Source organism: Psychrobacter sp. A3, from assembly GCF_028823565.1.
GTDB classification, from domain to species: domain Bacteria; phylum Pseudomonadota; class Gammaproteobacteria; order Pseudomonadales; family Moraxellaceae; genus Psychrobacter; species Psychrobacter celer.
This window is the reverse complement of the sequence record NZ_JAPEHS010000024.1, coordinates 18996-34340: the sequence shown is the minus strand read 5'-3', so window position 1 is coordinate 34340 and position 15345 is coordinate 18996. Positions and strand designations below refer to the sequence as shown.

13 protein-coding genes are annotated in these 15345 nt (G+C 47.9%); 7 read left to right on the top strand and 6 right to left on the bottom strand.

Going from position 1 to position 15345, the window contains the following annotated elements:
* The first annotated feature begins 389 nt into the window (after nucleotides 1-389).
* The 4 genes from lipB (at nucleotide 390) to NK638_RS05425 (ending at nucleotide 3319) form a co-directional block, all read left to right on the top strand.
* A complete protein-coding gene (gene lipB, locus NK638_RS05440) occupies nucleotides 390-1238 on the top strand; it encodes a lipoyl(octanoyl) transferase LipB (protein ID WP_274632223.1) in 849 nt (282 codons plus the stop codon).
* Nucleotides 1239-1435: 197 nt separating this feature from the next.
* The gene (locus NK638_RS05435; RefSeq protein ID WP_105246152.1) at nucleotides 1436-1966 is read left to right on the top strand and encodes an inorganic diphosphatase; all 531 of its coding nucleotides are present in this window, start codon (nucleotides 1436-1438) and stop codon (nucleotides 1964-1966) included.
* 177 nt (nucleotides 1967-2143) lie between these two features.
* Nucleotides 2144-2617, top strand: coding sequence for a hypothetical protein (locus NK638_RS05430; protein ID WP_201585625.1), 474 nt, complete (start codon nucleotides 2144-2146; stop codon nucleotides 2615-2617).
* A gap of 426 nt (nucleotides 2618-3043) precedes the next feature.
* Entirely contained in the window at nucleotides 3044-3319 is a 276-nt protein-coding gene (locus tag NK638_RS05425; protein ID WP_274632222.1) for a hypothetical protein, read from the top strand.
* Between the two features lie 55 nt (nucleotides 3320-3374).
* Here NK638_RS05425 and NK638_RS05420 read toward each other — a convergent pair whose 3' ends face one another.
* The 4 genes from NK638_RS05420 to NK638_RS05405 all read right to left on the bottom strand — a co-directional run bounded on the left by NK638_RS05420 (nucleotide 3375) and on the right by NK638_RS05405 (nucleotide 8384).
* Nucleotides 3375-4262, bottom strand: coding sequence for an SDR family NAD(P)-dependent oxidoreductase (locus NK638_RS05420; RefSeq protein WP_274632221.1), 888 nt, complete (start codon nucleotides 4260-4262; stop codon nucleotides 3375-3377).
* Nucleotides 4263-4379: 117 nt separating this feature from the next.
* Nucleotides 4380-5396 (bottom strand): tRNA dihydrouridine synthase DusB, encoded by a 1017-nt coding sequence (dusB, locus tag NK638_RS05415; RefSeq protein WP_446739810.1) that lies wholly within the window; start codon nucleotides 5394-5396, stop codon nucleotides 4380-4382.
* A 160-nt stretch (nucleotides 5397-5556) separates the two neighbouring features.
* The gene (locus NK638_RS05410; RefSeq protein WP_201587327.1) at nucleotides 5557-7602 is read right to left on the bottom strand and encodes a BCCT family transporter; all 2046 of its coding nucleotides are present in this window, start codon (nucleotides 7600-7602) and stop codon (nucleotides 5557-5559) included.
* Between the two features lie 344 nt (nucleotides 7603-7946).
* A complete protein-coding gene (locus tag NK638_RS05405) occupies nucleotides 7947-8384 on the bottom strand; it encodes an HIT family protein (RefSeq protein WP_075102109.1) in 438 nt (145 codons plus the stop codon).
* 223 nt (nucleotides 8385-8607) lie between these two features.
* Between NK638_RS05405 and NK638_RS05400 the strand changes: the two genes are divergently transcribed.
* The 3 genes from NK638_RS05400 (at nucleotide 8608) to NK638_RS05390 (ending at nucleotide 13099) form a co-directional block, all read left to right on the top strand.
* The gene (locus NK638_RS05400) at nucleotides 8608-9357 is read left to right on the top strand and encodes a hypothetical protein (protein ID WP_274632219.1); all 750 of its coding nucleotides are present in this window, start codon (nucleotides 8608-8610) and stop codon (nucleotides 9355-9357) included.
* A 257-nt stretch (nucleotides 9358-9614) separates the two neighbouring features.
* On the top strand, nucleotides 9615-11525 hold the full coding sequence (gene ilvD, locus NK638_RS05395; RefSeq protein ID WP_274632218.1) for a dihydroxy-acid dehydratase: 1911 nt from the start codon (nucleotides 9615-9617) through the stop codon (nucleotides 11523-11525).
* Between the two features lie 320 nt (nucleotides 11526-11845).
* Nucleotides 11846-13099 carry a cation:proton antiporter gene (locus NK638_RS05390; protein ID WP_274632217.1) on the top strand — a complete coding sequence of 418 codons (1254 nt, stop codon included), beginning with the start codon at nucleotides 11846-11848 and terminating at the stop codon, nucleotides 13097-13099.
* A 44-nt stretch (nucleotides 13100-13143) separates the two neighbouring features.
* Here the strand turns inward: NK638_RS05390 and NK638_RS05385 are convergent, their stop codons facing one another.
* A complete protein-coding gene (locus NK638_RS05385) occupies nucleotides 13144-14523 on the bottom strand; it encodes a serine hydrolase domain-containing protein (protein ID WP_274632216.1) in 1380 nt (459 codons plus the stop codon).
* A gap of 209 nt (nucleotides 14524-14732) precedes the next feature.
* Nucleotides 14733-15311, bottom strand: coding sequence for a beta-lactamase hydrolase domain-containing protein (locus NK638_RS05380; RefSeq protein ID WP_274632215.1), 579 nt, complete (start codon nucleotides 15309-15311; stop codon nucleotides 14733-14735).
* Between the last annotated feature and the right edge of the window lie 34 nt (nucleotides 15312-15345).

Genomic DNA, 15345 nt, shown 5'->3' with positions numbered 1-15345 from the left:
TGGCCAGATTTAGCCATTTTTAGCCCATTTAGATGGCTATCGATTGAATTGAGGATACACCCTAATAAGCAGATAAGTTTGGGCGACACTGCCAAAAACTGCTACACTTTAGGCAACTGAACTACTTGGACGTGTCCTCATTTTAAAAATGGCAATAAAAATAAGATAAATTGCCGCCAAACACTGTAAGGCGTGTTGAATGTTCAACACGCCCTAATCAAACAACGAAAATAGCGCAGATAATATCGAGATATTCGTTAGCTATTTGATACTGTTTGGTGAGATTTAGCCATTTTTAACTCATTTAGATGGCTATCGATTGAAGAGGACACGCCCTTGCCTTCATATCTTTTGCCAATTCTATATATCTACCATATGTTGTGACTGCCATGCAAAACGCCATACAACCCCTGAGTGACACGCTGATCAGTAAGTCTTTGCCCGCGGCCGATTATGTCCCTACCTTGGATGCGATGCTCGCGCGCACGCTGACACGTATTGAGTTAAAAAAAACCAAACAGCAGCGCACGCCTGATGAGCTGTGGATCGTCGATCACAATGATGTCTATACATTAGGACAAGCGGGTAAAGAAGAGCACATTTTGCAGCGTACAGACACCCCAATTATCAAAACCGATCGCGGTGGTCAAGTGACTTGGCATGGTCATGGGCAATTGGTGCTGTATTGGTTATTTGATTTAGAGAGCTTGGGCTGGAGTGTGCGCAATTTAGTCTCACACGCTGAGCAAGCCATCGAAGATGTGATCAATGACTGCTTACAAAGCCACACAGCTGGTGATACGCGCATTCATGCCCAAGCGCGCCGCGATGCGCCAGGCGTCTATCTCTATGCCGATACCAGCGCAGAGCATGACGACAGCCCTGCCGATAAAGGCTTTGTATCGACTGAGATCCAGCCGTCGTCCATCATGTTAGGTAAAATGGCGTCGTTAGGCTTTAAGATTAAGCATGGTTTTAGTTACCACGGTATCGCTATTAATTTAACTTGTGATTTATCCGCGTTTAATGCCATTAACCCATGTGGCTATGCTGGCATGCAAATGCTTAGGCTGGCTGATTTTATCAACATGGCATCCTCCCCAAAGACACAAAGCGCAGGGCAAGCCCGCGAACCTTTGAGCTATGAGAGCGTCACACAAAAACTCATCGACAATATCGCTCAGCGCCATGCAGGACAGATAGCACTGCGCGCGTTGGCGCCCAAACCAAGTCGCTAACGCTTTTAGCCTTTGAGTCTTTTTTTGCATAATATCTTGCACGCTTAGACTTAAGCATTTTGAGAAAAATTGTTGCAAACTTGCTATAATCGCTGGCGTTACAGACAGCTGTCACACCTATATGACAGCTCAGCTCAACCTTTGAGCTTTTCTTATTGTATTTAGACATTTAAAACAAAAGCAAATCGGAGTATTTTATGGCAGATTTTAACAAAATTTTGGACGCAGGCGACGTAGACGGCGGCATCATCAACGTGGTAGTAGAAATCCCTACCGGTAGCAGCCATAAAATCGAATGGAACCGCGAATTGGCCGTGTTTGAGCTGGATCGTATCGATCCACAAATCTTTGCTAAGCCTTGTAACTACGGCTTTATCCCGCAAACGCTAGACGAAGATGGCGACGAGTTGGATGCGCTGATCATCACAGAGCAGCCACTGCCGACTGGTGTTTTCTTAAAAGCCAAAGTCATCGGTGTGATGAAGTTTGTGGATGATGGCGAAGTCGATGATAAAATCGTCGTCGTACCAGCGGATGACCGTGATACCGGCAATGCATACAACAGCTTAGAAGACCTACCTAAACAGCTGATCAACCAGCTACAGTTCCACTTCAGCCACTATAAAGACCTGAAAAAAGCGGGCACCACTGTGGTTGAATCATGGGGCGACGTGGCTGAGGCCAAAGAAGTCATCAAAGAGTCTATCCAGCGCTGGAAAGACCTATAAACCACCACTGAGACCCGGATAATCTCACTGCGATATACCGCTGTCATAACAATGATGGCGGTATTTTTTTGTTTCTCCACTACTCAACTGCCGTTCACCGCTTGAATGATGCTTGGTTAAAATGGTTATAATAACTCATGCTTACATGCTATATGCTCATCGACAATAAGGAAAACCATGTTTAACCCCGACCCAAGCTCAAAGCCAGTCAATCCAAAGCTGCCAAAAGATGTGATCATGATGGTTGAAAAAAACAACCTCGTCATGGCCATCAAAACATTGGCGCAAGATGAAAATATCAGTATGGATGAAGCCAAGGTGCGAATAGACGCTTATGAAACCGCGTTAAAAGTAAAGCAGCAACAAAAACTCAATACCATCGCAAACAAACAAGGCATCTCTAATCACGCCATTAGTTTCGATCGAGAGCAAGAAACAAAAGAAGAGCTAGAATCTGGCAAACTGATCAAAACACGCGTCAAAACCACCAAGCAGACTCAAGGTTTTAAAGACTTACAACAAGGGGTTGATAGCCAGCTAAATAACTTGGGATACAAAAAACCCTTAATGCCATATTGGACAAAACGTTTATTGCTGATTGTGGTGATTATGGCGGGATTGTTTTGGATATTATGGCGGGTGTTTGGTTAGAGCGACATGGCGGGTTTTATAGTTAGATGAATGTAAAACTGTTATGGATTTAAACGCGCTACTGTTATAAATTTTACTTGCGTGCTGCGTTCCCAGAGGCTGCGCAACCTACATTTAAAAACAGCATCCCAGTAGCGCTATGACATTTTTAGAGTGTATCGACTATATTGAGGCATACCCTTTACCAGCTGCGCTTAACAAAATATGTAGGGGTACAAACGCTAACAAATCCTTACCTTCAGCCCCGTGAAAACAAAAAAACCGTCTGGTATTTTGTCTTGTTATAGTGGGTTCAGTATAAAAACGATACCGCAGGACTCGGATGAATTTTACGCAAGATTTGATCTTAACGACAATAAGGATATTAAAATGAAAACATCTATAGCGGCAAAATCGCTTAAACATAAATTATGGATAGTATGTTGGGTGAGTCTCTTGGGTCTTGGTGCTTGCAGCAATGAGACCCAAAAGCCGGATAATAATAATATAGAATCTAGCGAGATGACGCCTGTGCAAACAGCGAGCGAAGAGAAAGACCAAGCTCCTACTCCTAACTCTACAGAAAATGAGGAAGGTGCGGGAGGTACAGCCTACTATTCTAGTAGTGGCAGTGTAGAAAATGACCAAAAGGCTGATGACACGGTGACGGTCAATGAAAACAACCCCAACTTAGATAAGGCATCCGCAGATGGGGTGCAGTAAGTAAGGATCAAGCCTCTGTAGGGAGCCTTTCTGCACTCCCTACTGAGCGCTTATACTAGTGATGCTCACCAGGCAGTATTTTTGCAAAAATACGCTGCGCTAAATTTGGCTTACTATCGGTCGTCTGGGCAGCCGTCGAGCTTGGGAAGATACGATAACCAATAGACTGTACCCCCACGTTAAATGCAGGTACCAACGAGTAGCTTGCAGACGCAAATCTACCCATGTTGCTGGCGATACTGTTTGGTTTATGGACGATCGCTTTGGCGATCATCATCGCCGCCTCATCAGGCATCAATGCTGGCATATAACGATACAGCTTGGTCGGTGCAATCATCGGCGTGCGCACCAGTGGCATAAAAATGTTGGTGACTTTGATATTATCGCCTTTGACCTCTGCTGCCAGACAGCGACTAAACGCATCAAGCGCTGATTTTGAGGCGACATAAGCGGCAAAACGCGGACTGTTTGCCAGTACGCCAATGGAGGAAATATTGATAATTTGCCCCTTCTTTCTGCCAATCATCGTCGGAAGTAGTCCCAAAATAATCTTTACCGCACCAAAGTAATTGACATCCATCGTGCGCTCAAAGTCATGAAAACGGTTGACAGATTCATGCACGGAACGGCGAATCGAGCGCCCCGCATTATTGACCAACACGTCGACATGACCAAAATCAGCAAGAATGCGTTTGCTGACGTCTTCGATATCATCCATATCGGTCAAATCACATGGATAATAACTGGCCCTGCCACCGAGTGTTTCGATATTGTCCGCGACAATTTTTAGCTTGTCTTTGGTACGTGCTAACAAAATCACATGAGCGCCGCACTCACTGAGCAAAAAAGCAGTACGCTCGCCGATACCACTTGAGGCACCCGTGATTATGATATGCTTACCTTTAACCGCTTTGGCGATTGCTTTTTTTGAAGGGTTGGCCATAAAAAGTCCTTTTTGTTTGTTTTATGTTCTTTTGTAGGATAGCAAAAAATATGGCCTGAGGTGAATAAATCGTCAGTACAAACATCGCGATTGATGATTATTTACCCGCCCTAGTGACTACTGATGCGTACACAAAAAATCCTCGACCACACGAAACTGTCCTGCGGTACTCTCTTCGCCATACATCGCTTGACGAAAGGCATTGGAATTTGGGATGCCCGTGGTGTACCACGCAATATGCTTACGCGCAATACGGCAGCCTGAGTATTCGCCATAAAAATCATACAGCTCTTGTAGATGCGCGAGCACAATCTCTTTAATCTCGCGAATACTTGGTGCAGCTAGCCGCTCACCTGTCCGCAAAAAATGACCAATATCACGAAACAGCCACGGCTGACCTTGAGCGGCGCGCCCTATCATCACGGCATCGCAGCCTGTCATCTCGTAGACATATTGGGCTTTTTCAGGGCTATCGATATCGCCATTGGCAATGACAGGGATACCGATACTGTCTTTGACTTCGCGTATCAGCTCATAACGCGCCGTGCCTGTATACATGTCCTCACGCGTCCGCCCATGAATCGCAATCGCTGCGATACCAGCTTGCTCAGCACGGCGTGCCACTCGCAAAATATTTTCGCGGCCATTTTCATAACCCAGTCGCGTCTTTAGGGTGACGGGAGCATCGACCGCACCTACCGCCGCATCGAGCAGACGCGCCACCAAATCTTCGTCTTGCAGCAAGGCTGAGCCTGCCAGCTTACGGCAGACTTTTTTGGCAGGACAGCCCATATTAATATCAATAATCTGCGCGCCATTGTCAATCTGATAACGCGCCGCTTCAGCCAATTTATCAGGCTCAGCCCCTGCTATTTGTGCCGAGATGGGCGCAATTTCATTATCAAAATTGGCACGGTACAAAGACTTTTTGCTGGCATAAAGCGCGGTATCGGCGATGATCATTTCACTGACTGCATGCCCTGCGCCAAAAGATTTGCACAGTCTACGAAAAGGGTTATCCGTCACGCCGGCCATGGGCGCGACCATCAGACGGTTTTCGATACTCAGACCACCGATATCAAGCGGCTGTAATAAGGAATGCTGAGCGGCAACTGGTGCTGAAGAATCAGCCATCACAGGATTCGCAGAAGTATTTATAGACATAAAAAACGGCTTGATTTGCATAGAAAACAAGCCGTTATTCTAAGGGTTCGTACGCATATTGCAAGCCATTCACGTCAATCCTTTGCCGCTATGACCTCCAAGACGACTTCCAAATAAGCAGTGCGCTCGCTTACTTATCAAACACACTGCCCTGCTCTAGGGTAATATCATCGTCATGCTCCTGCATACGCCAAGGCAAAATATCGGGCGAAACATTGACGAAATACAGATATTTTTCAAACTGATCGATGATATCGTTGATTACCGACTCTGGCTGATAACCATATAAGTCATAGGTTTGGCCACCGCGGCGCAGATAGACCTCGGCACGGTGATGGTGCTCTTGGGGCAGATTACCTGCCATATCTTCAGTATAATAGTCAGGAACCTCATGCTCTGATAGGCGCACCTCGTACCAAAACTCGACATTATCACCGCGTCTTAGCTCTAGTACCGCTCGATTGTTTACCTCATCATAGTTAACCTCAGGCAACCAGCCTGTCTCGGCAAATTTTTCTGCAACCTCCTGCATCGATGACATCACCGTGCCCTTTATATAGCCGAGCACCTTTTCGCGCGTTGGCTGATTGGTAATATAATCAATACGATCACGCCATGCGTCTAATTTGAGCAGATGCGGTGGTAGATGGTTGTCAGTGGCCAGACTTTGATTACGATGCCCCTCGATACGTAGTGCACGCCACATACCAAATGTCGAAATTAAGATAATCACTGCAAAAGGCAAGGCACTGACGATAGCCGCTGTCTGCAGGGCGCTTAGGCCACCTGCGATCAGCAGCACCGCCGCCACAGCACCTTCTGTAACTACCCAAAATGAGCGCTGCCACCACGGCGTATCACTACGACCACCGGCGGCGAGAGAGTCGATAACCAACGACCCTGAGTCCGATGATGTCACAAAAAAAGTAATAATCAGTAGGACGGTCAATGACGAGACAATTTGAGTAAAGGGTAAGTTTTCTAGCAACTTAAATAAAGCAATGGCTTGGTTGTTTTGTACCTCGCCGATCAGCGCCTCATAACCATCGACCATAATCATATGCAGCGCGGTATCCCCAAATACTGAAAACCAAAAGAAGGTAAACAGCGTTGGCACAAGCATCACGCCCAGTACAAACTCACGAATGGTACGGCCGCGACTGATTTTGGCGATAAATAGTCCAACAAAAGGCGCCCACGCGATCGTCCATGCAAAGATAAATAGCGTCCAGCTACCGATCCAATCACTCGACTGATAGGCTTGTAGGCTAAAGGTGCGCTCAACGATATTGCCCAAATAACTGCCTGTATTTTCCATAAAGGCATTTAGGATAAATATCGACGGCCCAACCACAAACACAAACAGCATCAAAGCCGTGGCCAGCACCATGTTTAAGATAGACAGGCGTTTGACGCCCTTATCCATCCCAGCCAGTACAGACACCAGTGCTGCGGTGGTCACCAGCGCAATGATGATGACTTGTACGGTGGTGCTCACTGGAATCATATCGGGTAATAAGTAATTCAAGCCTGCATTAATCTGAGCCACAGACAGACCCAAACTGGTGGCGATACCAAACATGGTACCCAAAATCGCAAACACATCCACCGTATGTCCGATAGGCCCATGGATTTTATCACCAATTAAGGGATAGAGGGTTGAGCGCACCGACAGCGGTAAGCCGTGCCGAAAGGAAAAATACGCCAATGACAGCCCCACAACGCCGTATATCGCCCAAATATGAAACCCCCAATGAAAATAGGCAATCTGCATCGCCTCCTTGGCCGCCTCAATTGTCTGCGGCTCTGAGAGTGGTGGACTGGCAAAATGTAAGACCGGCTCGGCGACACCATAAAAGAGCAAGGCAATGCCGTAACCTGCCGAAAACAGCATAGCAAACCATTCGAGAAACTGATATTCAGCCTCTGCATGGTCAGGGCCTAACTTGATACTGCCATAAGGCGAAAACGCCAACACGATGACAAACATCAAAAATATGGCAACTGCCAGCATATAAAACCAGCCAAACGTTTCGGTGGTAAACGCCAGGACGTTACTAAACAGCTCGCCGGCCGCTTCTGGATTGATAGCAGTACCAATCACCAATAGCAGCATGATAGCCGCCGCTGGGACAAAAACTGGCAACAAAATAGTGGAGCGAGGTAATTTACTCATAAAAGTGATATCCTCAAAAAGTGACAAAACCGACCAACCGTGCTTGTTAAAATATTTTTTGCATAAAATGTCTGTCTGATAAATGTTTGATACTACATTTTTGATTTCTGACACTCTACTGCTTATAGGCACTGGTTTGATGAATGGGTTTTAAAGACAAAACTGTTTAACCAACAGTCAGCCATTACGATATTTATCACACTCTTTTGAAAAACCCCAGACAATCTCTGTCCTTGTAACACTACTTTAACGGTTGTTACATGACTATTACCAAGCAACAAAAAAGGCAGCTTGTTAGCCGCCTTTAATATATAAAATATATCTGTTTGTCTGCAATTGCCATACTATCCTGCAATAACTGCGGCAAGCTGTTGCGCCAGATCTGCCAGCTCGCCTTGATCCGCTTGGGTGACGGCATGACGGCCTAGCTCATGAATACTCGATGGAATCAGATGGACATGATAATGAAACACTGTCTGCCCAGCTTGCGAACCATTTAGTTGCATTTGGATGATACCTTCGCGCTCAAACACTTGACGCTGCGCTTGCATGACTTTTTTGGCAGTCATCAGTACCGCTGCCGCATATTCTGGCTCCAAATCAGCCAAATCGATTGCTTTTTGTTTGGGAATGACCAGTACGTGGCCTTTTGCTTGTGGCATGATATCCATAAAGGCAAGGGTTTTATCGTCTTCAAAAACCTTATGATATGGAATCTCACCCTTTAGCATTTTTGCAAAGATGTTATTGTCGTCATACTGAACGTGATTGTTTTGATTCATTGTTATTCCTTTATTCATTGGCCAGTGTGGTGAGTGAATGTTTTGGAAGCTTTGCTCACAACAAGTGTTATATAGTGGACGAAATATCGCCTGAGTACAAGCCGCCTGCTGACTTGTCAATCAAAGCCCCCATATCGATATGCGCCGACTCGCTCAGCAATTTATTGGCGACTCATAGACTTTAAATGTTATATTAACCCTCTACTTTAATGATGCTATATTTATGGATTCGCCCACCTTGCCGACGCCTTTATCAAACGACAACCTAAACGACCATTTAGCCGCCAGCTCTTCTGCAGAAACGCGTACTGAGCATCCAGCGCAGAGCCTGCCGCCTAATAGCGTGATTTTGGCCGAGGCGCTGACCGATAGCAGCATTCATTGGCAAATACACAACTGCAAAGTCAGCAAAAAAACAGTGACGCAGGAGTTGCCGCTGCCTTTTTTATATCATTACGACAGCTTAGACGATGCCATCAAGCAAGCCAACCCGCTCACGCCTGCCCTACTGGCTCAGTTTAATAGGCCGATGAGTGCCAGTGAGGCCGCGCAGCTCATCGGGATTGAGGCCGCGCTCATCACCAGTCCTTGGCATATCAAGGTCATCGGCTCACTGGTGGTGTTTAGCGAGGCGCTGCAGTTAGCAGTGCGCCTGCACTGGACCAATACGGGCAAAGACACCGAGCAAATCTATACCAAAGAGGCGGTGGATGCGCTGAGCACCGCCTTAAAAGACTGGCAGTTTTTTGGCCGCGTCGATGTGCTCTACAAAAACGACAAACAAACGCTTGTCTCTGTTTTAGAGGATGCTGACTCACAAGCGGCAGCAAACGAGCGGATACTACCCATCGCCGCCAGCGCTGAGTATCAGCTGTTGCCAGCGCCTCACGCTCTAGAGGTTATCGCCCGACTAGAAGCGGATAAAACTGATCTGCCTTGGTTTGACAAAGCCATCTTAGAGCGCCTAGCATAAATTGTCGTGTTGGGCCGCCTTATGCCTTCTTATGGTTTATCGTTGATGCGCTTGCAGGACGGCACATTGCTATTAAAATAAGATTTTATCGATACGATGAATCCACGTGATCATGGCATATTTTTATTATTCATATCTAATGGTATGGTCATGACCTAGTATTATTCATTGGTCGTTATTTAGTATAAAAAGCACACTATCATCACAGCTGAGGCTGCACTTTTTTATAAACCTCGCCTATTTGTAAGGAAAATCACATGGATTATCGCTCAAAAACCTCTACCGGTGGTCGTAACATGGCAGGTGCTCGCGCACTGTGGCGTGCAACTGGCATGACTGATGGCGACTTTGGCAAGCCAATCATTGCCATTGCCAACTCATTTACTCAGTTTGTACCCGGTCACGTACACCTAAAGGATTTGGGTCAGATGGTCGCACGTGAAATCGAAAGAGTGGGCGGCGTGGCAAAGGAGTTTAATACCATTGCGGTCGACGATGGTATCGCCATGGGCCATAGCGGCATGCTGTACTCATTACCCAGCCGCGATCTGATCGCCGACTCAGTGGAATACATGGTCAATGCCCACTGCGCCGATGCCTTGGTATGTATCTCCAACTGTGACAAAATCACCCCAGGCATGTTGATGGCCGCGATGCGTCTTAATATTCCTGTGGTGTTTGTCTCTGGTGGGCCTATGGAAGCTGGTAAAGTCATAGCCAGTACTGTGGCTCATAGTCATAACAATGATGGCGGCAGCGATGTTCATACCACTGATAATAAAGGCAACGCCATTCGCAAGCTCGACTTGGTCGATGCCATGATGGATGCCGCTGATGACCGCATCAGTGACGAAGACGTTTTGGCTATCGAAAGCTCTGCCTGCCCGACTTGCGGCTCGTGCTCTGGTATGTTTACTGCCAACTCCATGAACTGCTTGACCGAAGCACTGGGGTTATCATTGCCTGGCAATGGCTCACTGCTTGCAACCCATGCGCTGCGCCGCGAGCTGTTTTTAGAAGCGGGCCGCACGATTGTCTCATTGGCCAAACGCCGCTATGAGCAAGACGACGAGTCTGTCTTGCCGCGCTCTATCGCCACCAAAGCTGCGTTTGAAAACGCCATGAGCCTCGATATCGCCATGGGCGGCTCGACCAACACCATTTTGCATTTACTGGCGGCCGCCAACGAAGCAGAGGTGGATTTTAAAATGGCGGACATCGATCGCCTAAGCCGCGGTGTGCCTTGCCTATCTAAAGTCGCGCCTGCCTCACAAAAGTACCATATGGAAGACGTCCACCGTGCAGGCGGCGTGATGGCATTACTCGCCGAGCTTGATCGAGCAGGCCTATTGACCACCGACATACCGACCATCCATAGTGCCACGATGAAAGAAGCCATCGACAAATGGGACATTATGAACCCTGACAACACCGAAGCACGGGCGCTATATGTTGCAGCACCGGGCGGTGTACGTACCACTCAAGCGTTTTCGCAGGCAAAGGAGTGGCCAAACCTCGATGTCAATCGCGAGTCAGGCTGTATCCGTAGTGTCAAACACGCTTACTCAACAGATGGTGGCCTTGCCGTGCTTTATGGCAATATCGCTGAGCGTGGCTGTGTGGTCAAAACCGCAGGCGTTGATGAAAGTATTTTAACCTTTACAGGTCGCGCGCGTATTTTTGAGTCGCAAGACGCGGCCGTCACCGCCATATTGGCAGATGAGATCGTCGCAGGTGATGTGGTCATCATTCGCTATGAAGGACCAAAAGGTGGCCCTGGTATGCAAGAGATGCTATACCCTACTACGTATCTTAAGTCTAAAGGCTTGGGCAAAGAGTGTGCGCTGCTAACTGACGGCCGCTTCTCTGGTGGTACCTCTGGCCTCTCTATTGGTCACGCCAGCCCAGAGGCAGCAGAGGGCGGTGCGATTGGTTTGGTTCTGGAGGGCGACATCATTCATATCGATATCCCAAATCGCACCATCAACATGCAAGTCAGTGATGACGAGCTGGCGGCGCGCCGCGAAGAAATGCAAGCGCGTGGCCGTGATGCGTGGAAGCCTGTCAGCCGTGAGCGCTATGTGACACCAGCCTTGCGTGCTTATGCTGCCATGACCACCAGTGCAGATACGGGGGCGATACGCGACGTGAGTCAAGTTGAACGCTAACGACATCCCTACTCTCTAAAACCTCAAGCTATTGAGAAAAGCCTGCATCGTGCAGGCTTTTTTTTCACAAAAAAGCAACGCAGCACGCGTTTTGATAACGATTTTTTTGCGGTAATAATATATTTTTGGCGTCATGATAAGACTGACTCAGAGCAGCCGCGCTGACGACTTCGAACAAACTATCAGTCAGATAGCTTAGGTGACAGATAACTGAGGTGATCTGGTTATTGACTAGGCCGTCATACATTAAATATTTTTAAATAGTTGTCGATAAAAACTTTTATAACATATTTTTATAACATAGTCGCGTGCACCCCTTTATGATTGAAAACTATAACGTCTTCTTATTGGTCTGCGGTATCGCCTTTTTGTTTGGGGCACTGTTTCCTATCGCGTTTAAACGCACCCCGATCTCATTGCCGATGCTGCAGGTAAGCTTTGGGTTGCTGATGGGTTATTGGTGGACGACGTTATCGTTTTTGGATCCGATTGACAATGGCCTTGTCATCGAAAAACTCACAGAAATCGTGGTCTTGGTATCACTGGTTGGCGCGGGTATCAAGATTGATACCGAGCTATCTTGGCGGCTGTGGCGACCGACGATCAGGCTGCTGCTCATCACCATGCCGATTGGTATTTTTGCCATGGCAGCGTTGGGCTACTATGCTTTTGGCTTGAGTATGGGGGCGGCGATTTTGTTGGGTGCGGTGTTGGCACCGACCGATCCTGTCTTAGCGTCTAGCATTCAGGTCGGCCCACCAAACACTGGCGGCGAGGACACGACGCGCTTTACCTTGACCTCAGAGTCAGGGTTAAATGACGGATTGGCGTTTCCATTTGTTTATTTGGCCATCAAGGTGGCAGAAGCGTTGAGCGCAGGTCAGCGTTTCGATGGCGAGATGCTCTGGTCATGGTTTGCCCACGATGTTTTGTGGAAGATAGGCGCAGGATTGGTGGTGGGTATCGTCGTTGGCAAAGCCATGGCCAAGCTTGTGTTTTCTAAATACAGTCAAGAAACGCCCATCTCACAAGGCTATGTAGTGATCGCTCTGACGCTGGTCGCTTATGGACTGGCCGAGTATGTAGAGAGCTATGGCTTTATCGCTGTGTTTGTCGCAGCCTTTGCCTTTCGCCGCTCAGAGCACCAGCATGATTACCATCAAAAACTACACGATTTTGCTGAGCAGTCAGAGGGTTTACTCATGTCGCTGGTACTGGTGGTGTTTGGGATGCTGCTTGGTCAAGCCTTACAGTCAGGCATCGAGCTGACATGGCGGGTCTACATCGTCAGCTTTGTGTTTTTACTTCTGATACGTCCTATCGGCGGGTTTATCGCCTTATCGGGGCTAGGCCTGCCTCATTCCGAAAAATACGCAATCTCGGCTTTGGGCATTCGCGGTATCGGCACCTTGTATTACTTATCCTATGCGCTCAACCACGGCTACTTTGCAGACGATGATGCGCTCAAGTTATGGGTGGTCTGCTCTATTGTAATTTTGATATCTATCTTTATGCATGGCTTGAGTGCGCCAAAGCTGCTCAAAATAACACCCAATAAGCCGCCTTCGACATAAGCATTATCGAACATGTTAGCAATTTATACACTAGCTACGTGTGGCTAAGGCGCTATCAACGCGAGTACTGCTTCGGTCAAAGCAAACTGACGAACGTCATTGAGCATCGTAGTATCGAAGTTATGAATAAAAGCAAACGACAATTGCCGCGATGGATCACACCACGCCACTGAGCCGTTGTAGCCCATGTGACCAAAACCCGCCGCAGTATCAGCACAGACACTAAACAGACGATGATAGCCCAAGCGCCAATACATAGGCGCTGGCATGACTGCGTCTAACCCTGTGACTTGGGGCGTGGATAACTGCTCAAAAGTAGCGCGATCGATTAGCGTCTGACCTTGCCATACCCCGCCATTGGCAAGCATAGCATATATCGTCGCCAGCGCCTGAGCCGACGCGACCCCATTAGCGGCAGGGATGACGGCTTGTAGCGTTTGTCGTTGATAGTAATCAATAGGCTGCTTACCGGCTGGGATAAGCGCTGATTTGTAGTTTTTTAGATTGAGGTGGCTGGTATCAAAATACAGACGACTGATACCTGCAGTGGTTAACACCGGCTGGCGGTGATGTCCTTTATCCGTCCCAGAAGCAGCTACAGAGTGCTGCATCTGCAAGGCTTGCTGCTGCCAACACGCCGCACTTGGCAAATGATTGTAGACAGATAAGGTATTTGCCGAGTCTGGTTTTAATGTGGGTTTTTGTCGTTTTTGCCGCAGCTTAGGGGTTGCCGTCTGGTCTGTATCAAAGTCTTTGGCCAGCTTGGCGACAAGGTCGACTTTGTCATCTGGCACCCCAAAATAGCAGCTATCAGCAATCCCTAATGGCGTCGTCAAATAATGGCTTAGCGCTTGCGCAAGCGGCATCTTGGTGACGATTTCTACCAAGCCGCCCAGCACCCAGCCGTAGATTAGCGCACTATAAGCGGAGTCGTAAGCGTCGGCTTGGTCAGGTTGAGTCATGGTCATGTCGGTAACTTTTTTGCGCATATACGACCAGTCTAGTACCGCCTCGCTATCTGCCTCAATACTGGTAATTGCAAAGAGATCAGCTTGGTGCGACATCACCTGCCGCAGCGTAACATGCGCTTTGCCATTAGCCGCAAATGTCGGCCAATACTGGGCAATGGGGACATCATAAGCGAGTAGCTGTTTGGAGACCAATACATGAACCAGAGCCGCGAGCACCCCTTTGCCCGTCGAAAAGTTAATCGCTAGAGTTTGCGGTTGCCATGCCATCTCTGGACGCGCCAAGCCCACACTAGCACGAGCGATACACTCGCCCGCCTGATAAACTACTAGCGCCCCACCAGCTGGCGCATCATCAAGCTGCAATTTTGTCAGCAATTGCTGTAGGCGCTGCTGCAGGGTGGTATTTATTTGAGCGTCATCGCGTTCGTTGGTTTTGTTCATTGTCTCAATCATGGCAGCCTTACTCTACTATCATAAAAAGGCCACCGTCTGGTCGCCTTTTGTTCTATTAGCCGATTACTCTAGGGTGTGTCTTTATTTCAAAAATGGTGATAAAAGTGAGATAAGTTGCGGTCAAACAGATGTTTGGCAAAATTTGGCCATTTTTAGCCCATTTAGATACCTATCGAGTGAATTGAAAACACGCCCTAGTCTTCGTCTTATTAGCGCGGGACCAACAAACGATTATACACCTCATCTTCTAGCTTGCTCAGACCGTGACTACGTCCCCTTGCCATGGCTGTATCCATTTTTCGGCCGCGTAGCCAGCCGGCGCGCAGTGCCGTCACCGCGCCCACTCTATTACCAGAGCCACAGTGTAGGGCTACCTTTTTGCCGTGATACTGGCGCAGGATGTTATCAAACGCCAATACTTTTAGCTGCTTTAAATCAGCAGCGCCGCTGATAGGCAGCTGCTCATAATACATGCCTGCGCGCTTGACGGCGGCGGCTTCATCAAAGCTCAGCTCGTCATCAGGCTGCAAGTTGATGACCAGCTCGACGCCAGCCTTTGCCAATGCGTCAACTTTTTGTTCATCCAGAGCGCCGCATACGATGGTATTGGCATCAGGACGAAAATAAGGCTCAAAGATGGTCGAAAGCTCGATGCCATTGTCCACATTGTCCGCATCAGCTGTGGCGCTGTCGTCTGCCGCAGCATCATTAGCAGCAGCGGTATTAGTTGCTGCGACATCATTGATTTGGTCTGAATTTGGGGTTGTTACTGTAGTATGTGAGGTCATAATAATAAAAAGATTCGTTAGTCTGTCTACGTAG

Coding starts and splice junctions, on each gene's coding strand:
- lipB (WP_274632223.1), top strand. CDS start 390: ATGCAAAACGCCATACAACCCCTGAGTGACACGCTGATCAGTAAGTCT.
- NK638_RS05435 (WP_105246152.1), top strand. CDS start 1,436: ATGGCAGATTTTAACAAAATTTTGGACGCAGGCGACGTAGACGGCGGC.
- NK638_RS05430 (WP_201585625.1), top strand. CDS start 2,144: ATGTTTAACCCCGACCCAAGCTCAAAGCCAGTCAATCCAAAGCTGCCA.
- NK638_RS05420 (WP_274632221.1), bottom strand. CDS start 4,262: ATGGCCAACCCTTCAAAAAAAGCAATCGCCAAAGCGGTTAAAGGTAAG.
- dusB (WP_446739810.1), bottom strand. CDS start 5,396: ATGGCTGATTCTTCAGCACCAGTTGCCGCTCAGCATTCCTTATTACAG.
- NK638_RS05410 (WP_201587327.1), bottom strand. CDS start 7,602: ATGAGTAAATTACCTCGCTCCACTATTTTGTTGCCAGTTTTTGTCCCA.
- NK638_RS05405 (WP_075102109.1), bottom strand. CDS start 8,384: ATGAATCAAAACAATCACGTTCAGTATGACGACAATAACATCTTTGCA.
- NK638_RS05400 (WP_274632219.1), top strand. CDS start 8,608: ATGGATTCGCCCACCTTGCCGACGCCTTTATCAAACGACAACCTAAAC.
- ilvD (WP_274632218.1), top strand. CDS start 9,615: ATGGATTATCGCTCAAAAACCTCTACCGGTGGTCGTAACATGGCAGGT.
- NK638_RS05390 (WP_274632217.1), top strand. CDS start 11,846: ATGATTGAAAACTATAACGTCTTCTTATTGGTCTGCGGTATCGCCTTT.
- NK638_RS05385 (WP_274632216.1), bottom strand. CDS start 14,523: ATGATTGAGACAATGAACAAAACCAACGAACGCGATGACGCTCAAATA.
- NK638_RS05380 (WP_274632215.1), bottom strand. CDS start 15,311: ATGACCTCACATACTACAGTAACAACCCCAAATTCAGACCAAATCAAT.